The sequence below is a fragment of the Sulfuricella sp. genome, from assembly GCA_041651995.1.
In the GTDB taxonomy this organism is placed as follows: domain Bacteria; phylum Pseudomonadota; class Gammaproteobacteria; order Burkholderiales; family Sulfuricellaceae; genus Sulfurimicrobium.
Window position 1 is genome coordinate 1 of the sequence record JBAZID010000018.1, and the last position, 22,787, is coordinate 22,787.

At 62.4% G+C, this 22,787-nt stretch carries 22 protein-coding genes; 4 read left to right on the forward strand and 18 right to left on the reverse strand.

What is annotated here, in order from left to right; all coding sequences use genetic code 11:
- The 14 genes from WC392_14450 to WC392_14515 form a co-directional block, all read right to left on the reverse strand.
- Window positions 1–154: biopolymer transporter ExbD (locus tag WC392_14450; protein ID MFA5243564.1), on the reverse strand; the 154-nt coding region annotated here is incomplete at its 3' end.
- The gene (locus tag WC392_14455) at window positions 141–785 is read right to left on the reverse strand and encodes a MotA/TolQ/ExbB proton channel family protein (GenBank protein ID MFA5243565.1); all 645 of its coding nucleotides are present in this window, start codon (window positions 783–785) and stop codon (window positions 141–143) included. The genes WC392_14450 and WC392_14455, both read right to left, overlap by 14 nt.
- A 46-nt stretch (window positions 786–831) precedes the next feature.
- Window positions 832–1,704: a hypothetical protein gene (locus tag WC392_14460; GenBank protein ID MFA5243566.1), complete on the reverse strand. Its 873-nt coding sequence runs from the start codon at window positions 1,702–1,704 to the stop codon at window positions 832–834.
- Window positions 1,705–1,830: 126 nt separating this feature from the next.
- A complete protein-coding gene (locus tag WC392_14465; GenBank protein MFA5243567.1) occupies window positions 1,831–2,310 on the reverse strand; it encodes a Spy/CpxP family protein refolding chaperone in 480 nt (159 codons plus the stop codon).
- 304 nt (window positions 2,311–2,614) lie between these two features.
- Window positions 2,615–3,655: a virulence RhuM family protein gene (locus WC392_14470; protein MFA5243568.1), complete on the reverse strand. Its 1,041-nt coding sequence runs from the start codon at window positions 3,653–3,655 to the stop codon at window positions 2,615–2,617.
- Between the two features lie 96 nt (window positions 3,656–3,751).
- Window positions 3,752–4,960: an ABC transporter permease gene (locus WC392_14475; GenBank protein ID MFA5243569.1), complete on the reverse strand. Its 1,209-nt coding sequence runs from the start codon at window positions 4,958–4,960 to the stop codon at window positions 3,752–3,754.
- Window positions 4,960–5,676, reverse strand: coding sequence for an ABC transporter ATP-binding protein (locus WC392_14480; protein MFA5243570.1), 717 nt, complete (start codon window positions 5,674–5,676; stop codon window positions 4,960–4,962). The genes WC392_14475 and WC392_14480 overlap by 1 nt, the downstream gene beginning before the upstream one ends.
- Window positions 5,673–6,965, reverse strand: a complete 1,293-nt coding sequence (locus WC392_14485) for an efflux RND transporter periplasmic adaptor subunit (GenBank protein ID MFA5243571.1) — start codon at window positions 6,963–6,965, stop codon at window positions 5,673–5,675. The genes WC392_14480 and WC392_14485 overlap by 4 nt, the downstream gene beginning before the upstream one ends.
- Window positions 6,962–8,401 carry an efflux transporter outer membrane subunit gene (locus WC392_14490; protein ID MFA5243572.1) on the reverse strand — a complete coding sequence of 480 codons (1,440 nt, stop codon included), beginning with the start codon at window positions 8,399–8,401 and terminating at the stop codon, window positions 6,962–6,964. Before WC392_14490 ends, WC392_14485 begins: the two co-directional genes overlap by 4 nt.
- Window positions 8,402–8,648: 247 nt before the next feature.
- Window positions 8,649–10,262, reverse strand: a complete 1,614-nt coding sequence (locus tag WC392_14495; protein MFA5243573.1) for an efflux transporter outer membrane subunit — start codon at window positions 10,260–10,262, stop codon at window positions 8,649–8,651.
- Window positions 10,255–13,380 (reverse strand): efflux RND transporter permease subunit, encoded by a 3,126-nt coding sequence (locus WC392_14500; protein MFA5243574.1) that lies wholly within the window; start codon window positions 13,378–13,380, stop codon window positions 10,255–10,257. Before WC392_14500 ends, WC392_14495 begins: the two co-directional genes overlap by 8 nt.
- 156 nt (window positions 13,381–13,536) lie before the next feature.
- Window positions 13,537–14,643, reverse strand: a complete 1,107-nt coding sequence (locus WC392_14505) for an efflux RND transporter periplasmic adaptor subunit (protein ID MFA5243575.1) — start codon at window positions 14,641–14,643, stop codon at window positions 13,537–13,539.
- Between the two features lie 227 nt (window positions 14,644–14,870).
- On the reverse strand, window positions 14,871–15,476 hold the full coding sequence (locus WC392_14510) for a TetR/AcrR family transcriptional regulator (GenBank protein ID MFA5243576.1): 606 nt from the start codon (window positions 15,474–15,476) through the stop codon (window positions 14,871–14,873).
- A 353-nt stretch (window positions 15,477–15,829) separates the two neighbouring features.
- Window positions 15,830–16,540, reverse strand: coding sequence for an EF-hand domain-containing protein (locus WC392_14515; GenBank protein MFA5243577.1), 711 nt, complete (start codon window positions 16,538–16,540; stop codon window positions 15,830–15,832).
- 343 nt (window positions 16,541–16,883) lie between these two features.
- Here WC392_14515 and WC392_14520 point away from each other — a divergent pair, with 343 nt between their 5' ends.
- The gene (locus tag WC392_14520; protein ID MFA5243578.1) at window positions 16,884–17,570 is read left to right on the forward strand and encodes a response regulator transcription factor; all 687 of its coding nucleotides are present in this window, start codon (window positions 16,884–16,886) and stop codon (window positions 17,568–17,570) included.
- A gap of 2 nt (window positions 17,571–17,572) precedes the next feature.
- The gene (locus WC392_14525; GenBank protein MFA5243579.1) at window positions 17,573–18,703 is read left to right on the forward strand and encodes an ATP-binding protein; all 1,131 of its coding nucleotides are present in this window, start codon (window positions 17,573–17,575) and stop codon (window positions 18,701–18,703) included.
- Here WC392_14525 and WC392_14530 read toward each other — a convergent pair.
- From WC392_14530 to WC392_14545, 4 genes are all read right to left on the reverse strand, one after another.
- On the reverse strand, window positions 18,687–19,532 hold the full coding sequence (locus WC392_14530) for a DMT family transporter (GenBank protein MFA5243580.1): 846 nt from the start codon (window positions 19,530–19,532) through the stop codon (window positions 18,687–18,689). The two genes, WC392_14525 and WC392_14530, sit on opposite strands and share 17 nt — an antisense overlap.
- A gap of 168 nt (window positions 19,533–19,700) precedes the next feature.
- The gene (nadC, locus tag WC392_14535; protein ID MFA5243581.1) at window positions 19,701–20,534 is read right to left on the reverse strand and encodes a carboxylating nicotinate-nucleotide diphosphorylase; all 834 of its coding nucleotides are present in this window, start codon (window positions 20,532–20,534) and stop codon (window positions 19,701–19,703) included.
- 104 nt (window positions 20,535–20,638) lie between these two features.
- Entirely contained in the window at window positions 20,639–21,139 is a 501-nt protein-coding gene (locus tag WC392_14540) for a TlpA disulfide reductase family protein (GenBank protein ID MFA5243582.1), read from the reverse strand.
- The gene (locus tag WC392_14545) at window positions 21,136–21,906 is read right to left on the reverse strand and encodes a hypothetical protein (protein ID MFA5243583.1); all 771 of its coding nucleotides are present in this window, start codon (window positions 21,904–21,906) and stop codon (window positions 21,136–21,138) included. Before WC392_14545 ends, WC392_14540 begins: the two co-directional genes overlap by 4 nt.
- Window positions 21,907–22,146: 240 nt before the next feature.
- Here WC392_14545 and WC392_14550 point away from each other — a divergent pair, with 240 nt between their 5' ends.
- Both WC392_14550 and WC392_14555 read left to right on the forward strand, forming a co-directional pair.
- On the forward strand, window positions 22,147–22,365 hold the full coding sequence (locus WC392_14550) for a hypothetical protein (protein MFA5243584.1): 219 nt from the start codon (window positions 22,147–22,149) through the stop codon (window positions 22,363–22,365).
- Window positions 22,355–22,768, forward strand: a complete 414-nt coding sequence (locus WC392_14555; GenBank protein MFA5243585.1) for a PIN domain-containing protein — start codon at window positions 22,355–22,357, stop codon at window positions 22,766–22,768. Before WC392_14550 ends, WC392_14555 begins: the two co-directional genes overlap by 11 nt.
- Window positions 22,769–22,787 lie beyond the last annotated feature (19 nt).

Below are 22,787 nucleotides of genomic sequence, written 5' to 3' on the forward strand. Positions count from 1 at the left end.
CTTTTCCCTGCGGCAGGTTCACCTGTAGCGAGTCAAGATTCTGCATCGCCAGCGAGGACAGCATGAAGGTCGCCAGCAGGAAGAACATCACGTCGATCATCGGGATGATTTCGATGCGCCCCTTGCGGTACGCCCGGGGTTTACGCAGCTTCATGGGCGTTACCCTGGTCGAGGCGGATGTGGTCGATCAGGCGCGTGCCGAGGCGCTCCATTTCATCCATGGTCTGGGATTGCACGCGCGAGAAGTAATTGAAGCCGAACAGGGCAACCAGCGCGATCAGCAGACCGATGGCGGTTGCAATCAGCGCCTGGGCCACGCCGCCGGTCACCCCGGTGGGGTTCACGACCCCGCTGCCGCCGATGATCTTGAAGGCATCCATCATTCCGCCGATGGTGCCCATCAGCCCGAGCAGGGGCGCAGCGGTGACGATGGTTTCCAGCACCCACAGCCGGCGGGCCAGGGCGGTTTCGATCAGCTGGGCTTCGTCCGCCGCCCGCGATTCGGTCCACCAGGCGGGGTGGCGCCGGTTGGCAATCACCACCTCGAAAAAGCGCCTGAAATAATGGCGCTCATGCAGGCCGTAAAGCCGCTTCTCCAGCTCCTCCCAGGCAAAGCCGTAAGTCTCGGCCAGCCTGAGCAGGTCAAGCGGCAGGCGGGCGTAACGCCAGTAGATGAAGGCTTTCTCCAGCATGATGGCCAGGGCGATGACCGCCAGCAGCGATAGCGGCAGCATGATCATTCCGCCGAGCTGTATGGCGATCCAGGTTTCTTGCAGGTCTTGCATGGGTGTCTCCGAATTGGGGGGGGGCCGCTGCTGCTCGGGAAATTGACTATTGTACGGTGTTTGTTCCGGGCTTCACCCGGTCGTAAACAAGCTGGTAGGAGACCGCTTGTTTTTCCGGCAGGCTGACCGCCGTAATGATCATGAGCTGGCCGGTGCTGGCGTCGATCTGGTAGTTCTGAACCCGCCTTGAACCGCCGGGCATTGTGGATTCGACCACCAGCGCGGCGTTCTCCCAGCCCGCAATGCTCACCCGCTGCTGCAGGCCGCCGCTGGCGGAAACGCTGGCGCCGCGAAAATCGGTGAAAAGGCGCTGGCGCTGACCGTTCTCGTCGGTGATCAGCAGCATCGGATCCTCATGGCTGATGTCGAGTTTTTCCGCAGTGACCATCAGTGCTGACAGTTCCCCGGACGGCTTCTCGCCGCGCCCGCCCATGGCGTCCGGCGATCCGCGCCCCTGGCGTCCGCCACTCATGCCGCCACCCATGCCACCGCCACCCATGCCACCGCCACCCATGCCACCGCCACCCATGCCACCGCCACCCATGCCACCGCCACGTCCCCCTCCGCCCATGCCGGGTCCGCCGCCTTTGGCTTGTTGCAGCGTTTTCATGGCTTCCCTGATTTTTTCCTGCGGGTCATCGCTGGCCTTGGCGTTGAGCACCCACTGGCCGGAAAAATCCGGCCTGGATTGCGGGGCCGCGCCAAGCGTCATCGGGGCTGTAGTGGTGGAAGAGGCCAGCGACGGGCCTGCACCGGCGGCCAATGCCAGGCCGAGACAGAGCGCTGCCGCCGCGGCGCGTGCCGCCTCGTCGCCGAACAGCACCGCGCCGCCTTTCCTGATGGTCAGCTGGCCGAACCCGGCAGCGGCCAGTGAAATGGCCCAGACACGGATTCCACGGGCTTGAGTGGAAGTGTTCATGAAACTGCTCCTGTGTAGTGAGGTGAAATTCTGACAGGGGGATTGAGGGGGAGTACGTTGCGGCGTATTCATTCGACATGAATTTTCATGTCTTCATGAATGCGCCTCTTCAATTGGTGGAGAGTTTTACGGCATGTCCAGCGGCTGCTGGCGCGCCTGCAGCTCTTCCATCCGTTTGCGCTGCTCCGGCGTCAGCAGCAGGTAAACCTGGTGGCTGGCGCTGGCTTGCAGCTGCCCCATTCTTGCCATGGCCTGGGCGTTGGCGTCGGCGAGCGCCTTGGCTCTGGCTTCGCTGTATTCGTCTGACATGCCGAGCTGGCGCAGTTCCATCTGCGACTTGCGCATGGCCTTGGCCTGCTTGCGCATGGCGGGCGCCTGGGCCTGCATCAGGTCAAAAATCCTGTCGCGCTGGGCCTCGCTCAGCTTCAGGTCGCGCAGGAAAGGCGGCAGATGTTCCCCGCCGGGCATGCCGCGCTCGCCCATCATCTGCATCGGGCTGCCGCATCCCTCCGGGCCGCCCATCATGGGACGGGCGCCGGCGGCGAGGGGCAGGCCCAGCGCGACGCTGCTGGCGAGCATGAAATGGATCAGTGTGCGTTTGTTCATTTTGGACTCCTGGCTGAATTGGATCATTGGCAGGCCCTAGCCTGTTGCATGAAATTCTGACCGAAGCGTCCGTAAATCGGGGTTAGCGCCGTGTAAAGATGAGTAAAGGATTGAACGTCGAATATGGTGAGTCGAACCAACCCGACGCGATCCGGGTGGCGCGCTCAGGATCGCTCTCACACGTTGCCAGCCATGCATCGTGAAGCAACTCGATCAACGTCACCCAATCGCGGAAACCCCGGTCCTGCCAATGAGGGCTGATCGATGGCAAGTCGCAGTGTGACCGGTCACTGTACGGGTCGCGTTATTCATCATTGTTACCGGGCTTACGCTCAGCATCGGCCTGCTTGATCACCCTGTCGAAATCACTTTCAAATAGCCGGTCCTGCACGATGCGGTATTTTTCGAACTCGCTTTCTGCGTGGGCTTTGGCCATTTCAGAGGTCACCTTGCCGCCATCGCGCAAGACCTCACGGTCGGTGAACTCCAGAAAGGCATCCAGCCGTTTGGCCCAGTCTTCCATGGTCATCGGGATCTTGCGCTGGGCACGGTCTTCGGCCAGGTCGAGATATGCGTTGACGATGCGACCGAGGGATTCCAGCTCATCTTTATCGAGGTAGTTCTTGGCGACGGCCACGTCGGCCTTCAGTATCTTGCCGTCTGGCGCACGCTCCCATGAGGTTATGCCCATATGCGGCTTGTTGCTGTCGGCACGCTGCACGATCAATTCGGCCGCCGTGTGGCCGTGGATGGCGTAATGCAGCTTATTCTGCACCTTGGCGAAGAAGGCCTTGGTCGTCGGAGCATCCCGGTTGTAATCAACCGCCGTGGCGTAGATGTCGGTGATCTTCTGGTAGAACTTGCGCTCGGAAAGGCGAATCTCGCGGATTTCGGCCAGCAGGCGTTCGAAATAGTCCTCGCCCAGAAAGCTGCCGTTTTCCATGCGCTGCTTGTCCAGCACATAGCCTTTGATGGCGAACTCGCGCAGCACCCGGGTGGCCCATTGCCGGAACTGGGTAGCACGCACCGAGTTAACTCGGTAGCCTACCGAGATGATGGTGTCGAGGTTGTAGAACTGTGTCAGGTAGCTTTTTCCGTCGGCGGCAGTATTCCGGAATTTCCGGACAACTGAATCTTCGGCCAACTCTCCGCTGCCAAAGATGTTCTTCAGGTGCTCGCTGACCGTACGGACATCGACAGCAAAAAGCTCGGCCATCAGCTTCTGCGTCAGCCAGACGGTTTCGTCTTCGTAGCGGGCTTCGATGCTCTGCTCACCTGCCTGACCGGTAAAGATCAGAAACTCGGCAGTGCTGTTGTGGATCAGTTTTTTTTCGTCGCCGCTCATGGCGTAACTCCTCCGATGCATTTCGCCTTGATGAACCCAAAAACGGCCTAAATGGCTCAAAGCACAGGCCATGCAAGGCGGAAAGTATTTTATACGTTATTCGTGCCGCAGCGCTTCTATCGGGTCGAGCCGGGCTGCTCGCTGTGCCGGAAAATAGCCGAAAATCACCCCGATGGCGGCTGAAAAAAGGAAGGACAGCAGGTTGATGCCGGGGTTGAAGAGGAAGGGCACCTGCATCAGCTGCGCCAGCCCGATCGAGGCCAGGGTGGCCAGCGCGACGCCGACCAGACCGCCGAAGGAGGACAGCGCTACCGCTTCGATCAGGAATTGCAGCAGCACTTCCCGCTCCAGCGCGCCGATAGCGAGCCGGATGCCGATCTCGCGGGTGCGTTCGGTCACCGACACCAGCATGATGTTCATGATGCCGATGCCGCCCACCAGCAGGCTCACCGCCGCCACGGCGCCGAGCAGGCCGGTCATGATGCGGATGGTGCCGGAAAGGGTTTCGGCGATCTGCTTGGTGTCGAGAACGTTGAAATCGTCCTCCTCGTTGTCCGAAATCTTGCGCCGTTCGCGCATCAGCAGGTTGATCTGCTCGATCACTTTCGCCGTGGAGGCGCTGGCCTTCACCGAAATCATCAGCGTGCTCACGTCCTGGTTGCCGGTGAGGCGCCGCTGCACGGTGCGCAGGGGCATGATCACCGTGTCGTCCTGATCCATGCCCATCGCGCCCTGGCCTTTCGAAGCCAGCAGGCCGATGATCTCGCAGGAGAACTGCTTGATGCGGATCTCGTTGCCGAGCGGGTTCTGGTTGCCGAACAGCTCGCGCCGCACGGTCTCGCCGATGACGCACACGGATTTGCCTGCGCGCTCCTCGGCTTCGCTGAACACGCGCCCGGCGGCCAGTTTCCAGTTGCCGGTCTGGAAGTAGGCGTTGGTGCTGCCGTTGATAGTGGTGGACCAGTTCCTGGTGCCGTAAACCACGGTTACGCTGCGGCTGACGGCTGGCGCTACGGCATCCAGGCCGCTGATTTGGGCGCGAATGGCATCGGCATCGGCGATCTTGAAGCTGGGGGCGCCGGCGGAATCCCGCCCCGGCCCGAGCCGCTTGCCGGGGCGCACCATCAGCAGGTTGCTGCCGAGGCTGGATATCTGGTCCGACACCACCTTGGTGGCGCCGTTGCCCAGGGTCACCATGGTGATCACCGCGCTGACGCCGATGACGATGCCGAGGATGGTGAGAAAGGAGCGCATCAGGTTGCGCCGGATTTCGCGCAGGGCCAGCAGGAGCGTGTTCCACAGCATTAAATATTTCCCCCGTTGCGAGTGTCGCTGTCCACCCGGCCGTCCACGAAACGCACGATGCGATGGGCATACTGAGCCATTTCCGGCTCATGGGTCACCATCAGGATGGTGATGCCCTGGTCGCGGTTGAGCGCGGTCAGCAGTTCCATGATTTCGCGGCTGGTCTTGCTGTCCAGGTTTCCGGTGGGCTCGTCCGCCAGCAGGACGGCCGGTTTGGTGACGATGGCGCGGGCGACGGCGACCCGTTGTTGCTGGCCGCCGGAAAGCTCGGCCTGGGTATGGTGCTCCCAGCCTTTCAGGCCGACGGATGCCAGCGCGGCCCTGGCCGCCGCATGGCGTGCCGCCGCGCTTTCGCCGCGATAGAGCAGGGGCAGTTCCACGTTCTCCTGGGCCGAGGTGCGCGCCAGCAGGTTGAAGCCCTGAAACACGAAGCCGAGGTAATTGCGCCGCAGCAGGGCGCGCTGGTTGCGGCCCAGCTCCTCCACATGGACGCCGCGAAAGCGGTAGGCGCCGCTGCTGGGGGTGTCGAGGCAGCCGAGGATGTTCATCGCCGTGGATTTGCCCGACCCGCTCGGCCCCATGATGGCGACGAACTCGCCTTCCTGGATCGCCAGATCGATGCCGCTCAGGGCCTGGAACGCAACCTGGCCCTGACCGTAGGTCTTGGTGATGGCGCTCAGTTCGATGAGCGGGGCGGCTGTGTTGTCGCCACTCATTTCTGTGCGGCCACGCTTTCGGTGATGACCTGCATGCCCGGCTTCAGTTCGCCTCCGGTCACTTCGGTCTGGCGCCCGTTGCTTACCCCCACGCTGACCGGCACGGCCACGGGCTGGCCGGCGCGCAGCACCCACACCTGCTGCGTGCCGCTCATTGCCGCAGCCGGTTTTGCCGAAGCGCTGTCGGGCGGCTTGGGAAGCAGGCTGGAAACAAAACTGCCGTTCTTTTTATTGCCATTGCCGGATTGCTTGGGCGGAGTGAAGCGCAGCGCGGCATTCGGCACCAGCAGCACGTTTTCGCGCCGGGTGGTGGTGATCTCCGAGGTGGCCGTCATGCCAGGACGCAGGCTGAGGTCGTCGTTGCCCACCTTGAGGATGGTCTTGTAGGACACCACCCCGTCCTTGGTCTGCGAGCCATAGCCGACGCGGGTGATTGTCGCCGGATATTTTCGTCCCGCGTAGGCATCCACGTTGAAGGTGGCGGACTGGCCCGCGCGCACCTGGCCCACGTCGGCTTCGTCCACGTCCACCTGGAGCTCCATCTGCGCCAGGTTTTCGGCCAGGGTGAACAGCACCGGCGCCTGGAGGGAAGCGGCGACGGTCTGCCCCGGCTCCACCTTGCGCGCCAGCACCACGCCGTCGATGGGCGAGCGGATCGAGGCCTTGGCCAGGTTGGTCCGGTCGGATTTGAGCGTTGCCTGCGCCTGTGTCACCGCGGCGCGGGCGCTCGCCTCGCTGGCGACGGCCCGGTCAAGGACGGCCTGCGCCGTATCGAGCTCGGTTTTTGACGGCACCTTGCCGCCGGAGAGCTCGGCCACCTGGCGCAATCGTGCCAGGTTGGCGCGGGATTCCGCGACGGTCGCCCGCATCTGTTCCACCTGGGCTTCGGTGGAGACCAGCGCGGCTCCGGATTTGGCGACCTGGTCGTTGAGCTTGGACAGGTCGAGCCGGGCGAGGAGCTGGCCCTTCTGCACCCGGTCGTTGTCGTCCACCAGGACTGCTTCGATGGTGCCGGAAAGCTCGCTGCCCACGTCCACTTGGTTGGTGGGCTGCAGGTTGCCGGTGGCCGATACCGTGACGGTGAGATTGCCGCGCACTGCTTCCTCGCTGAGATATTGGGGGGCTGAAGCAGTGCTGCGGGCACGCAGGTAAAAGGCCCCGCCCGCCATGAGCAGGACCAGGACGGTGATCAGCCAGACGCGGCCGGAGAGGCCCAGAAAGCGCGCCGATTTTTCCGCCGCGACGATTTTGGCCAGCGGGTCTTTTTCATCGGTGGAAGTGTTGTTCATGATGTGCTGCCTTGCTGAATGGGTTGGTCTGTTTCACTGGCAACGGCCTGCCAGCCGCCGCCGAGTGCCTTGTAGAGCCGGATCAGGGCGGAAATGCTTTCCGCCTGCGTGGTTTTCAGGCTGTCCTGAACCGTGAGCAGGGTGCGCTCGGTGTCGAGCACTTTCTGGAAATCAATAATCCCGCTTGAATAGCGCTGGCGCGCCATGAGCACGGCGTTATGCGCCGCATCCGCGGCCTCGCGCAGGGCCTGTTCGCGCCTGCGGCTGCTGGCGAGGGATACCAGCGCGTTTTCCACCTCTTCCAGGGCGCCGAGCACGGTTTTTTCGTAGCTGACCAGGGCCTGTTCCTGGATGGCGTTCTGGATTGCGATGCGCTGGCGGATGCGGCCGCCGTCGAACAGGGTGGCGGCGACGCTGCCGAGCAGGGAGCGGGTGAGGCTGTCGCTGCCGCCCAGCGTGCCGAAGCTCAGCGCCTCCCAGCCGATCGAGCCCGAGAGCTGGAAGCCGGGATAGAGGGCCGCCGTCGCCTCCCCGATGCGGGCGGTTTCCGCCGCCAGCTTGCGTTCCGCGACGCGCACATCCGGGCGCTGGCGCAGGGTGTCGGCGGGGATGCCGATGGCGACATTGTCCGGCGCCGCCGGAATCGGGGCGGGCGCTGCCAGTTTGTCGTGCAGCGCGCCCGGCGCCTGCCCGAGGAGGATGGCGAGGCGGTGCTCCGCCTGGGCGAGTCCGGATTCCAGGCTGGGGATCTGGGCACGCGTCTGTTCCCGGTTGGTGCGTGCCTGCTCCACGTCAAGCGAACTGGTCAGCCCGGCCTGCGTGCGCCATCCGGTCAGCTCCAGGGTTTCGCTCTGGCTCGCCAGATTGGATTGGGCGATGGCAAGCCGCGCCTGGTAGGCGCGCAATTCCACGTAGTTGAGAGCCACTTCCGCCAGCAGCGAAACCCGGGTGCCGTGCAGGCTGGCCTCGCTGCCTTCCAGATCGGCCTGGGCCGCCTCCAGCGCGCGCCGGGTGCCGCCGAAGATGTCCGGCTCCCAGCCCGCGTCGAAGCCCGCGCTGTACAGCTCGCGCGTCAGGCCGGTGCCGGTTGCGGCGCTGGATTTGCTGCGGCTTTCGGATACGGAGGCAGTGACGGTAGGAAACTGGTTTGCGCCGGCAAGCCCGCGCCGGGCGCGTGCCTCGCGCAGCTTTGCCTGCGCGCTGCGAAGATCGGGGCTGGCCTGGAGTGACTGCTCGATGAGGCCGGACAGGAGCGGGTCGCCGAGCTGCAACCACCAGCGGGAGAGGTCCTGCGCCGCAGCGGCCTGTGCCGGGGCATTGTTCCAGTTCGCCGGAACCGGCAGTGCGGGCTCGGCATAGTCAGGCCCGACGGCGGCGCAGCCGCCCAGAGCGGCTAGAAGGATGGCTGGCAGGACAAGGCCCGCGTGTATTTTCATCCTTAAACCCTCGGTTCGATAACCACGGAGGGCACGGAGAAAGGCAGTTTGCAGAAATTCATAGTCTCACCCAACGGGTGAATGCCAAATATCATGCTATCTATTGTTTTTACTCCGTGTTCTCCGTGAACTCCGTGGTTAACTGCTTTTTCTAGGTTCATGACTGTTTTTGCCTGTTTATCTGTGCATGAAAGTCTGACAGAAGCGTCCGTAAATCGGGGTTAGCGCCGTGTAAAGATGAGTAAAGTCACCCCCCGCCGCCCAGCGCCTTGTAAAGCTGGGCGGCGGCGGCGAGCCGGGCGCGCCGGGTCTGTACCGTGGCTTGCTGGGCGGAAAAGGATTCGCGCTGCGCATCCAGCACTTCGAGGTGGCTGGAGATGCCTGCCTTGTAGCGGGCTTCCGCCAGGCGCAGGCGCTCGCTCTGGGCCTTTTCCGCGGCTTGCTGCGCGCGCAGTTGTTCGGCCAGATAGGCGCGGGCGGCGAGGAGATCGGCCACTTCGCGGAAAGCTTGCTGGATGGTCTTCTCGTATTCGGCCACGGCGATGACCTTGCGGGCCTCGGCGAGGTCCACCCCGGCGGCGCTGCGGCCCGCGTCGAACAGCGGCAGGCGCAACGACGGCTGGAAATTCCAGGCGCCGCTGCCGCTCTCGAACAGGCCGGAGAGCGCGCTGCTCGCCGTGCCCAGGCCGGCGGTCAGGGAAATGCGTGGCAGGAAGGCGGCGCGCGCGGCACCGATATTGGCGTTGGCGGCGATCAGGTTTTGCTCCGCCGCCAGCACGTCGGGGCGCTTGAGCAGCACTTCCGCCGGCAGGCCCGCTGCCAGATCGGGAACGATGTCCTGCGCCGCCAGCGTGCGCCCCTCCGGCAAGGCAGCCGGCTGCTGGCCGACCAGCAGGTCGAGCGCATTCGCGGCGGCGGCGCGCTGGCGCTCCAGGCTGGCAAGCTCCGCGCGCGCCGCTTCCAGGGCGCCATCCGTCGCGAGGAAGTCGAGGTCGCCAGCCAGCCCGACATCGCGCCGGCGGGCGATCATCATGCGGGTTTCCTCGCGTGTCTTGAGCGTTTCGCGCGTCAGGGCCGTACGCTCATCCATTTCCAACAAGGTCAGATAGGCGTTGGCGACATCGGCAATCAGCGAGAGTCGCAGGGCGCGCCGTGCCTCATCACTGGCAAGATAGCTGGCCAGCGCCGCCTGGTTGAGGCTCTTCACCCGGCCCCAGAAATCCAGCTCGAAAGACAGCAGCGAAAGTCCCACGTCGTAGCGGCGGCTGATGACGGCGTTGCCGCTGGAAGCGAGGTCGCCCGGGGTGCGCGCCGCCGTGCCGCTTGCCGCCGCATCCACGCCGGGGAAACGGTCGGCGCGCACGATGCCGAACTGGGCGCGGGCTTCCTCGACCCGCGCGACGGCGATGCGCATGTCACGGTTGTGGTCGAGCGCCGCCGCGATCAGGGCTTGCAGGCGCGGATCGGGAAAGAAGCTGCGCCAATCGAGCGCGTCGGACTGGCGCGTGCCTTCGGCCGGGGCGGCTTGCGGCCATTGCGCGGCCACCGGGGCTTCGGGGCGCTGGTAGTATGGGGTCAGGGAGCAGCCGGTGAGAAGGGCGCCGAGGAGCATGCAGCCCGCCACCTTCGTTTTTACCCCCTCTCCCCTTGCGGGAGAGGGCTGGGGAGAGGGGGACGCGGTCGATTTTCCGGCATTCCCGCCTGCGCCCCCTCTCCCCCGCCCCCTCTCCCGCAAGGGGAGAGGGGTGTGTGTATATTCGGAAGTATTGCCCACCGCCTCCTCCGCAGGTTCTCCCCCTGACCAGGAAGCCGCCGGGGGTGGGCAGGAAAATGAAGCATCAATAATTGAAGACTTACGCATGGTCGTTCTCCTGATGAACACGGGCATGGCCGGGGAAGATTTTCCGTACCACGACGAAAAACACCGGCACCAGGAATATCGCCAGGAAGGTGGCCGCGAGCATGCCGCCGATGACGCCGGTGCCGATGGCATGGCGGCTGTTGGCCCCGGCCCCGGTTGAAATCGCCAGCGGCAGCACGCCGAGGATGAAGGCGAATGAGGTCATCAGGATCGGCCTGAAACGCAGGCGGCAGGCTTCCAGGGTGGCCTCGACCAGCCCCATGCCTTTCTCCTGCAGGTCGCGGGCGAATTCGATGATCAGAATGGCGTTCTTGCTGGACAATCCAATGATGGCGATGAGGCCGACCTTGAAATAGACGTCGTTGGGCAATTCGCGCAAGGTCACCGCCAGGGTTGCGCCGAAGATGCCGAGCGGCACTACCAGAAGCACGGCAAAGGGAATCGACCAGCTTTCATACAGCGCGGCCAGCGCGAGGAAAACCACCAGCAGCGACAGGGCGAACAGGAAGGGCGCCTGGCTGCCGGAGAGCTTTTCCTCGAAAGAGGTGCCTGCCCATTCGAAGCCTGAACCCGGCGGCAGCTTTTTGGCCAGTTCCTCCATGGTCTGCATTGCCTCGCCGGTGCTGTGGCCGGGTGCGGGCATGCCGGCGATTTTCATGGCGGGCAGGCCGTTGAAGCGGTCCAGTTTGGGCGAACCGACGATCCAGCGCGGCGTGACCAGTTCGGCCAGCGGCACCATTCCCCCGGCCTTGTTCCTGACCGACAGGCGCAGGAGCATCTCCGGCGTGGTGCGCAAATCCGCCTCGGCCTGCATCTGCACGCGCAGGATCCGGCCCTGGCGCTCGAAGTCGTTGATGTAGGCGACCCCCAGGGTGGATTGCAGGGTTTCGTTGAGGTCGGCAATGGAAACGCCGAGGGATTCAGCCTTGCGCCGGTCGATGTCGAGCAGCAGCTGCGGCCCGGCCTCCTGACCTTCCGGCCGCACCCCGGCCAGGTTCGGGTCCTGCCCGGCCATCCCCAGCGCCATGTTGCGCGCCTCCAATAGCTTCTCACGGCCAAGACCGGCGCGGTCCTGCAGGCGGAAGTCGAAGCCGCCGGTGGAGGCAAGTTCCGGAATAGGCGGCGGATTAACGGCAAAAATCATCGCCTGCTTGATCTGGAAAAACGCCATGTTGGCGCGCTGCACCAGCGCGGTGGAGGAATGCTCCGGGCCCTTGCGCTCGTCCCAGTCCTTGAGCCGCACGAAAGCGAGGGCGGCGTTCTGGCCGCGACCGAAAAAGGAGAAGCCGACCACGCCAACGACCTTGGCCACTTCCGGCTGTTTGAGGTAATACTGCTCGACTTGCTTGAGCACCTCGATGGTGCGCTCCTGCGAGGCGCCCGGCGGCAGTTGCACCATGTTGATGAAGTAGCCCTGGTCCTCGTCGGGCAGGAAACTGCCGGGCAGGTTCATGAACAGCCAGCCGGTGGCGCCGATGATGGCGGCGTAAAGCACCAGGTAGCGCCCGGTTTTTCCGATCGCGCGCGCAACCCAGGATTGATAGCCCAGCGTGGTGCGGTCGAAGAAGCGGTTGAACCAGCCGAAGAAGCCCGTGCTGGGGCGATATTCCTTGCCCGGTTCATGCTTGAGCAGCGTCGCGCACAGGGCCGGCGTCAGCGTCAGCGCCATCAGGGCAGAGAACAGCATGGTGAGGATCAGGGTGACGGCGAACTGGCGGTAGATGACGCCGACCGAACCGCCAAAGAAGATCATCGGCGCGAACACCGCCGACAGCACCAGGGTGATGCCGATGATGGCGTTGAAGATCTGGTCCATCGCCTTGCGCGCAGCTTCCCGGGGCGCCAGCCCTTCCGAACGCATGATGCGCTCCACGGCCTCCACCACCACGATGGCGTCATCCACCACGATGCCGATGGCCAGCACCATGGCGAACAGGGTGAGCACGTTGATCGAGTAGCCGAAGACATAGAGCCCGGCAAGCGCGCCGGTCAGGGCGACCGGCACGACGATGGTGGGAATCAGGGTGGCGCGGAAATTCTCCAGGAACAGAAACATCACCAGGAACACCAGCACCACCGCCTCCGCCAGGGTCAGCAACACTTCCTTGATGGAAATGTCGACGAAGCGGGAGGTGTCGTAGGGCACGTCCCAGGTCACGCCCTTGGGAAAGTAGGGCGCCATCTCGGTCATTTTGGCGCGCACTGCCTTGACCACATCCAGCGCATTGCCGTTGGGCGCGACGCGGATGGCGATGGCTGCGGTCGGCTGTCCGTTGAGGCGGGCGAAGATGTTGTAGTCCTGCGAACCGAGTTCCACCCTGGCAACGTCCTTCACCCGCAGGGCGGAGCCGTCAGGCTGGGTGCGGATGAGAATATTGCCGAACTCCTCGGGCGTCGACAACCGGCTGCGCGTGACGATTACCGCGTTCAGTTGCTGGCCTGCTGCTGCCGGCGCCTGTCCCAGTTCGCCGGTGGCGAGTTCCACGTTCTGGGCGCGCACCGCGCGGGTCACGTCGGCGGGTGAAAGGTTGTAGGCCTGGAGCTTCTCCGGCTGGAGCCAGAGGCGCATCGAATACTCGGTGCCGAACAGGAGCGCCTCGCCCACGCCCTTGACGCGCCGCAGCGGGTCAAGCACGCTGGCAGCGGCGAAACTGCCGAGATCGACGGCCTTCAGGCTGTTGTCCGGCGAGTGCAGGGCGACGAACATCACGTAGTTGCGCGAGGGTTTGGTGACCGATACCCCGACCCGCCGCACGTCGTCGGGCAGGCGTGCCTCAATGCGTTTGTAGCGGTTCTGCGCTTCCACCGAGGCGATGTCGATATTGGTGCCGGGCTCGAAGGTCAGGGTCACCGTGCCCGTGCCCAGTTCCGAGGCCGACTCCATGTAGAGCAGGTGTTCGATGCCGTTCATCTCCTGCTCGATCAGGGTGGTGACCGTATCCTCGACCACCTTGGCCGAGGCGCCCGGATAGACGATGTTGAAGGCGATGGAAGGAGGGGCGACCGCCGGATACTGGGACAGCGGCAGCCCCCTGATGGCGAGGCCGCCGGCGAGCATGATCGCCAGGGCGATGACCCAGGCGAAGACCGGACGGTCGATGAAGAATTTGGCGAACATGGCGAACCTTTTACCCTTAAAACCTACAGTTATTAACCACGGAGAACACGGAGGGCACGGAGGATGATGATCCTGTGCCTCTTAAACTGACTCACCCGGTTCTTTGTTTTTACTCCGTGTTCTCCGTGAACTCCGTGGTTAACTTGTTTTTCCAGCTTATTTATTTTGCCCAGCCGGTAGCGGCACGGCTTTGACCGCTGTGCCGGGACGCGCCTTCTGCAGGCCGTTGACGATCACCTGCTCACCGCCCTTCAGGCCTTCGGCGATGACGAAATCGCCGCCGCTCATGCCGCCGGTTTTCACCGGCCTGGGCGCCGCCTTGCCTTCGCTGTCCACGATCATGACGATCTGTCCCTGCGGACTCGGCAGCACGGCGCGTTGCGGCACCCGGATAGCCTGGTCGAGCAGGGCTTCCGGGAAGCGGATGCGCACGAAGGCGCCGGGAAGCAGTTCATGCCCGGGGTTGGGAAACACGGCGCGCAGGGAAACGCTGCCGGTGGCCGGATCGACCGCAAGGTCCGAGAACATCAGCTTGCCCGGTTGCGGATAGAGGCTGCCGTCTTCCAGCACTATTTCCACCCTGGCCTGTTCAGCCATCTTGAGCTTGCCCGCCTTCACGGCCTGCCTGAGCCGCAGCAGATCGGCGCCGGGCTGGGTAAAGTTGGCGTAGATGGGGTCAACCTGTTCGATGGTGGCGAGATGGGTCGCGTCGCCCCTGCTCACCAGCGCTCCCTCGGTCGCCAGGGCGCGGCCGATGCGGCCGGAAATCGGCGCAGGCACGGCGGTGTTCTCCTGGTCGATGCGGGCGCGTGTCAGCGCCACTTCGGCCTGTTTCACTTTTGCCTCGGCCAGATCGGCTTCCTGCTGGCTCACCGCCTTGATTTCGAGCAGCGGCCGGTAGCGCTCCAGAGTCAGGCGGGCGACCGCCAGGTCCGCCCTGGCCGCATCGAAAGACGCCTGGTAATTGCGCGGGTCGATGCGAAACAGGGTGGCGCCTTCCTTGACGTCGGTGCCTTCGGCAAACAGGCGCTTTTCCAGAATGCCATCCACCTGCGCCCGCACCTGCGCGGTGCGAAAGGCCTGCAAGCGGCCCGGCAGCTCCTGGGTGAGGGTGGCCGAACCCGGCGTGACGGTGATGACATCGACTTCCGGCGGCGGCATGGCCGGACCGCCGGGGCCAGCGGCGGGCTTTTGGCCGCCCCCCTTACCGCAGCCCGCAAGCGCGACCGTCAGCAGGAGCATCAGCAGAATATTTCGGTTCATGTTCGGTTCCTTGTTAGCGTAATAAACGGCACAGTCATAAGCCTTTATGTAGGTTGGGTTAGCAGCTTTATCGCGTAACCCAACAAACCTGAATTTCAAAAACTTTTTGTTGAAGGAATCTTGGGTTTGTTGGGTTACGGCGCAAAAAAGCCGCGCCTAACCCAACCTACATTCCTGTGTAATCTGTTGAGAGCGACTCCATGTTTAAATTAATTTCACCTGATCAGTTATTGATTTGGATCATAAGCGCGCAGAAAGCAATCCACAATTTTACCGATTCGTGATTCTTCCATAGCTTCAGGCAGCGGGGTGTTGCCGCTGATGCGGCGAAAATGGTCGATGTTGTTGAGCATGCCCAGCAGCATCTCGGCGGCAAAGCGCGGGTCGTCCTGGCGCAGCTTGCCGGTTGCCATGGCCCGGCCAATAAAATCCGCCAGCCGTGCGGCGGTCAGTTCCGGGCCCTTGTCGAAGTACGCCTGGGCCAGGGAAGGGAAGCGGGCCGCTTCGGCCATGAGGGTGCGAAACATGGCCAGCCCCTCGGCGCCATGTACCTTCTGGCGGAAGGTCGTGCCAAAGCGGAGCAGGGTGGTGCGCACGTCATCCGTCTGGCCATCCAGGGAAACTGCGATGGCATCTGAAATCAGACCGGCTGACTCGCTGAACAGTTCATCCTTGCTCGGGAAATGGTTGTACAGCGTCTGTTTTGCCACCCCGGCGCGGGCTGCGATGCCATCCACGCTGGCCCGGTAACCTTCTTCCATGAAGGCTTCCCTGGCCGCATGGATCAGGCGGGTGCGGGTTTCGCTGGCGACGCTGTCCTCGGCAGGGGACATGGTTTTCCTTTTAACCTATAAAAAGCAGTTAACCACGGAGAACACGGAGTAAAAACAATAGATTGCATGATGTTTGGCAATCACCCGTTGGGTGAGGCCTTAAATGACCGCAAACTGCCTTTGCGAGTTGGGCGACAAGTCGCCCATCCCTGCCTACCCCGCTTCTCCGTGTTCTCCGTGTCCTCCGTGGTTATCGAACTGAGGTTTTTAGGTTTAAGTTAATATGGACTGGACAGTCTAGTCTACTAAATTCTGGAAATCAACTGCGTCGATGATGCGGGTATCGCACCATGATTTTAAGAGGGCGAAAAAAAGGCCGGAGTTTCCCGGCCTTTGCTGGTGGAGAGAGGGATTTATGCCGAAACGGACAGGGTTCCTGTCGTGGAATCCTGGCTCGAATCCTGGCTTGTGTCGCCATAGGCTCTCACCAGCTGCATGATGTTCATCATCACCTGTTCCTCGCTGCTTGCGCTGCCGGATGCGCCACCTGCCTGGGTGGACTGATTGTAGGCAATGGCTTCCTGTGCGCTGACTTTTCCATCCCCATTCGAATCCGCCTCGTCGAAATTGCTGATCAGATTCGTCAGGGCGCTATTCTCAGAGCCTGTTTCATTTGCCATGCTGGTGAGCTGATCCTGGGTGAGGCCTTCGCTGCCACCCATGCCACCCATGCCACCCATGCCACCCATGCCACCCATGCCACCCATGCCACCCATGCCACCCATGCCACCCATGCCACCCATGCCACCCATGCCACCTTTTCCGCTCATGCGCATGCTGTTGAACTGGCTGTCGAGTTGCTCCGCCATCTTGGTCAGGCTGTCGGACATCTCCTGTTCGGTGATTTTGCCGTCGCCATCGCCGTCCAGTTTCTTGAAGACCTCGTCGACACTGGCCGAGTTGCCGGAACCCGAAATCTGGTCGAAGGCGGATTGCAAATCGCTTTTTTCGATATAGCCCTGGTTCTTGCTGTCCAGTTTCGAAAACATCTTGCTTGCCATTTGTGACGGATCGGGGCGCTGCATCATTGATGCAACCGAGCTATTGCCAATACTGCTTACCATGATTAACTCCTTTGTTTTGCCAGTTGTAAAAATTGCGCGGGGTGCGCTTAACGGCCCTCGCACAACGCTTCCATGCAATATATCGGCCAGATTAGCCCAGACTTGGCGCCGGTTGGTGTAAAGCGAGGTAAAGTTGTGTTAAGACTTTCCGGATTTTCGGGGCGGATTTGGCGGAATGTCTTGGAAAAATGCCTGGATTGCGAGATTTTTCCGGCCGGGGAGGACGGGCGGCAATTTTTGCCGGTGAGCGTAAATTAATGTAAATCCGGCTGCCTGGTACTGTCCCCGGTGGCGGTGCTTCGCTATCATCGCTGCATTCCTTTCTATGGCGATGCGCATTGCAATGTCCAAGATTTTGCTGGTGGATGATGATATCGAGCTGGTCGAGATGCTCAAGGAGTACCTGGAGCAGGAAGGGTTCGACGTGACGGCGGTTCATGACGGCGAGGCGGGCGTCTCGGAAGCCTTGTCCGGCCAGTATGCGATTGCGGTGCTGGATGTGATGATGCCGCGTATGGGCGGCGTTGAAGCCTTGCGGCGCATCCGCCTGAAAAGCACCATGCCGGTGATCATGCTCACCGCACGGGGCGACGATACGGATCGCATCGTCGGGCTCGAACTCGGTGCCGATGATTACGTGCCCAAACCCTGCACGCCACGGGAACTGACGGCCCGTATTCGCGCCATCCTGCGACGCACCCAGGGCGCTCAGGCTGAAAACGAACCCGTCCTGTTGACGGTCGGGGCTTTGAGCTTATGGCCGGGGCAGCGCCGTGTCGAGTGGGCAGGGGAAACGCTGGATCTGACCAGCACGGAATTCAACCTGCTGGAGGTGCTGACCCGCGAGGCTGGCCGGACAGTCAGCAAAAATACCCTCTCCGAACAGGGGCTGGGGCGCCCGCTGGCCCGCTTCGACCGCAGCATCGACGTGCATCTGAGCAGCATCCGCCACAAGCTGGGCACGCTGGCGGATGGCCGCTCCTGCATCCAGACCGTGTACCGTCTGGGCTACCAGCTGATAAAGGAGTAGAGATGGGCCGGCTGTTCTGGAAATTCTTCTTTTTTATCTGGCTGGCGCAGTTGTCGGCCATTCTGGCGACCAGTGCTACTTTCTGGCTGGCTCACCGCGCTGAGAATGAAAGGCTGGTGAGCCTGGACCAGGGCCAGCCCGCCAGCCCGGAATTTTGGCCGGAAGGCCGTCTGCCTCCTCCTGGCAAGCACCCACATCCGCCCGGACCACCTCGTCCGGGATATCCTTTTGTCCCCATCGTGCCGCTGATTGCGACGCTGCTGGCCAGCCTGGTTTTTGCGGCATTGCTGGCCTGGTATTTCTCGAAGCCGATTCGCAGCCTGCGTTCGGCTTTCGAGAGCATGGTCGGCGGCAAGCTGGAAACCCGCCTTGGCCCCGCCATGGGCAAACGTCGCGACGAACTGGCCGATCTTGGCCACAATTTCGACCGCATGGCCAGCCACCTGAACGATCTGATCGACAGCCAGCGGCGCTTGCTGCACGACGTTTCACATGAATTGCGCTCTCCTCTGGCCCGCCTGCAGGCAGCGATTGGCCTGGCGCGCCAGCAGCCGGAAAAGCTGGAGTCCTCGCTGGAGCGCATCGAGCGCGAAAGCGTGCGCATGGACAAGCTGGTGGGGGAACTGCTGACCCTTTCCCGTCTTGAAGCCGGCGTGATGGGCGCGATGGAGGAGGAGATCAACGTGGCTGAACTGCTCGCGGGTGTGGCGGCGGATGCCCGCTTCGAGGCGGAAACGAGCGGACGCGTGGTGGAATTTTCCGGTTGCGGCGAGGTGATTGTCAGGGGCGAGGCCGAATTACTGCATCGCGCGCTGGAGAATGTGGTGCGCAATGCGCTGAGGCATACCCCGGAAGGCGGAAAAGTGTTGCTGGAAGCTCATCTGGGCGCAAATATGAACGACTTGCGGCTTGCTGTTTCAGATCAGGGGCCCGGGGTTTCAGAACAGGAGCTGAGTGCCATTTTCGAGCCGTTTTATCGTGGTGGGGGCGCGCAATCCACCGCTGGACACGGCCTCGGGCTGGCGATCGCGCGGCGGGTCGTGGAGGCGCATGGCGGTTCGGTGCGCGCTTCCAATCGTTCCACTGGCGGCCTGTGCGTCGAAATTGTTTTGCCTGTCAAACAGGCAGTTTAGGCGCTGCGCGCAGAACGATAACGCCGCTCAGGACGATCAGGGCAATTCCCAGCCAGCTGCCGAGGGGCAGGATTTCCCCCCACAGCAGAATGCCCCAAAGGCTGGCGAAAATCACCGTGACATAGGCCAGGCTGCCGACCACCAGCGTATTGCCGATGCGGTAGGCGCGGGTCATGGCGAGCTGCGCCAGTGTTGCCGTGGTGCCCATGCCGGCAAGAAGGAGAAGGTTGCGCAGCGTGACCGCATGGAAGGTGTGAAACGCCATCCAGAGGCCGCCGCCCAGCGTCGAAACCAGGGTGAAATAGAACACCACCAGCCACTCCGGCTCGCCCATCGCGCCCAGCTGCTTGACATTGAGATAGGCGATGCCGGCAAGAAAGCCGGAGGCCAGGCCCATCAGCCCGGCCGTGATCTGGTCGGCATGCAGGGTGGGGCGCAGCAGCAGCGCTACGCCGATAAATCCCGTGATGGTGGCGATAATGAGCAGCAGACCGGGTTTTTCCTTGAGAATGAGCACGGCGAACAGGGCCAGGAACAGCGGCGAGGTGTAATTGAGCGTGATGGCGGTGGCCAGCGGCAGGGCGCTGATGGCGTAAAAAAACAGCATCAGGGCGAAGAAGCCGGACAGGCCGCGCCACAGGTGCATTTTCCAGTGCGGCGTGGCAATCGGGAAACCCTGTGCCTTGATGATGAGGTAGATCACCACCAGACCGAACAGGGAACGGTAAAACACCAGCTCCGCGCTGGAGAAGTACGCCGAACCAAGTTTGACGAACACCCCCATGACGCTGAACAGGATGCCGGCGACGATCATCCAGGATGAGGTCATGTTTGATTATCCAGAATTAACCACGGGGTACACGGGGAGCACGGGGAATACCAGTGTGTCATGTGGATTTTCGGCGCCTCACCGGCTGGCTGATGGATAGTCATGCTGCCAACCCTTGTTCTTCCCCCTTGCTCCCCGTGTGCCCCGTGGTTCAATAGCGTTTTTAGCTTACAGAACAACGCGCATGGACAGGTCGACGGCCTTGATGTCCTTCGTCAGGCTGCCGATCGAGATGCGGTCCACGCCTGTCTCGGCAATGGCGCGCACGCTTTCCAGGGTGATGCCGCCGGAGGCTTCCAGCGCGGCGCGTCTGGCGGTGGTGAGGACTGCCTGCCGCATGCCGGCGAGGCTGAAATTGTCGAGCAGAATGAGCCTGGCGCCTGCCGCCAGCGCCTGTTCGAGCTCATCCTGATTTTCCACTTCGATCTGCACGGATACGCCAGCGGGCGCGGCGCGGTGAGCCTGCGCCAGCACGGCGGCAATGCCGCCCGCGGCGAGGATATGATTTTCCTTGATCAGGATGCCGTCGAACAGCCCGGTGCGCTGGTTCTCGCCGCCGCCAACCCTGACCGCGTATTTCTGCGCCAGCCTCAGGCCGGGCAGGGTCTTGCGGGTGTCCATGATCACCGCGCCAGTGCCGGAGATGGCATCCACATAGCAGCGCGTGGCGCTGGCGGTGGCCGACAGGGTTTGCAGGAAATTCAGCGCCGGGCGCTCGGCGGAGAGCAGGGCGCGGGCCTTGCCCGCGATATCGCACAGGGTCTGGTTCGGCGCCACGCTGGCGCCGTCCTGTGCCAGCCATTGAATCTGAACCTCCGGGTCGAGGCGGCGGAAACAGGCCTCGAACCAGGCGCAGCCGCACAGCACGGCAGCCTCGCGGCTGATGACCGTGGCGCGGGCAGTTGCGCCGGCGGGGATGAGCCCGGCAGTCAGGTCGCCAGCACCGATGTCCTCGGCCAGGGCGGTTTCGACGTTCCTTGCGATTGCTGCTGCCAACTCCATGTCTTTTGCCTGTGAATGTCCAATCCAGAAAGGCCGATTGTACCCAAGGATAAAGATCCGATGTTGGCTGTGGCAGCCAGATCAGGTTGAAACTTCCTGCGGCTTTACCTGGCGGGCAGCAGTTCGCTGATCGCCTTCACGTATTCCGGCTCATCCCACTCCGCGCCGCCCTGCAGGGTTTGGCGGATATTGCCTTGAGGGTCCACCAGGAAAGTGGACGGTGCGACGAATACCTTCCAGGCGCCCACGCCATTGCCTTCCTCGTCCATCAGTACCGTGAAGTTGATGTTCATTTTCTTGACGAACTCGCTTACGTCCTTGTTTGTTTCACCCATGTTCACCGCCAGGATGGCAAAGGGCTTGCCGGCCATTTTCTTTTCCAGGCGCTGCATGGCGGGCATTTCCTTGAGGCAGGGCGGGCACCAGGTGGCCCAGAATTGCACCATGACCACCTTGCCGCGATAATCTTCCAGCTTGTGGGTCTTGCCGTTGATGTCCTTCAGGACCAGAGGCGGCGTCGCGGCGCCTTTCCAGGGTTTGAGTTCGCTGGCTTGAACGGACGGGAGCAGAAAAAGGCAAAACAGGCCGAGAAGCAGTTTTTTCATGGTTTTATTTCCAGTTGGTTGAGCGCGTCCAGCACCAGTTCCGGCAGTTTTTCCGCCATGGCGTTTTCCTCTGGCGTGGCATCAGGGCGGACATAAAAGTGGCTGCGCACCCTGGGCAGGATTTTGCTCTCGACCTTCGTGCCGCCACGGGCGAATTCCACCTTGAGGTGCTCCAGCCACCAGCGGCCTGGCGACAACTGTCCCTGGTAGATGAAAAGCGGCAGCCGGGTCTGGGTGACGATGGGGTGATATTGTGCTTCCACGCCGGGCGCAGGGGCGATGGAGTAGAGATCGGGATAGAACAGCAGCGCACCGGCGAGGGCACTCCGGCCCTGCGCGGTTGCTTCGTCCTGCCAGGCCCTGGCGCCGCGCAGGATCGGGGTGGCGCCATGGCCGGCAGTGACAAGCACAATTTTTTTGCCACTCAATTTGATCGCATGAGCGATGATTTCCCTGATTTCATCCGCTGGGATCTGCTCCAGGCTGCTTGGCAGGATGGGCAGAAAATGGGCGTCGAGCATGTCCGGAAACCAGGTTTCATAGCCATGGGAAGCGAGTTTCCCGGCGGTGCGGGCTTCGTTGCTGCTGTGCCCCTCGTCGCACACGAACCACAGCAGCAGGGTATTGCCCCGGGCCGGATAGGTGCGCAGCGGAACCTCGGTACCGGCGGAGAGCGTGAGATAAGCGGGGGGCGCTGCGCAGGCCGCGCCCAGCCACATCAGCAGCGCCAGCCCTACGCCAGCCAGGGATAGTCCTCGTTTTGCCACGTTCTTTCCCGTTTACCTTGTCTGGGCAGAAGTTTACTGCAATCGGCGGAGGGTTGTTATGGCACGGATGGACTATCGCGATGACATCGCACACTTGATCAGAGCTTCCATAAAGCGTCTTCCTGGTGCTCTGGAAAGGCGCGGGGTCAATAGGGGTAGGTGAGTTTCATGCAAATCAGCTTTCTGGCAGGATATTATTTCCTGGGTCTATAATGACCAAATGCACCAAGGAGAATGAGCATGGGATACAGCGATGTTATCGCCCGCGAGGCTGAAACTCTTCCTGCCGAGAAGCAGGCGGAGGTGCTCGATTTTATTGCCTTCCTGAAACAGCGGCAGGTGCATCCCATAACCTTGTCCGTGCCCAAAACGGTTGACGAAATCGAAGCTTTTTTCCACAGTTTCAATGTTGATGTGAGCGGGTACACCTTCGACCGGGAAGAGGCGAATGCCCGCTAAGGCATTCATTGATACCAATGTCGTTATCTATGCCCTTGGCCCGGCTTCGACAAAAACAACCCTCGCCGCCCCGCTCTTTGCCGGCAACCCATGTATTTCAACTCAGGTACTTTCCGAAACGGCCAACGTAGCCGCCCGGCGCTTGGCGCTTCCGGTTCCGGATATCCGCACGCTGGTTTCTACGCTGGAAGCAATGTGCCGCGTGGAAATCATCACGCCGACAACAATCCATATCGCGCTCGATCTGATGGCGCGCTACGGATTTTCCTGGTACGACAGCCTTATCGTGGCCACTGCGCTTGTAGCGGGATGCGACACCCTTTACACGGAAGACTTGCAGCATGGTCAGATTATCGAAAGCCGCTTGACCGTGATAAATCCTTTCCTCGTCGCGCCGCGCTAGCCTTCCGGTAGCCACAGGC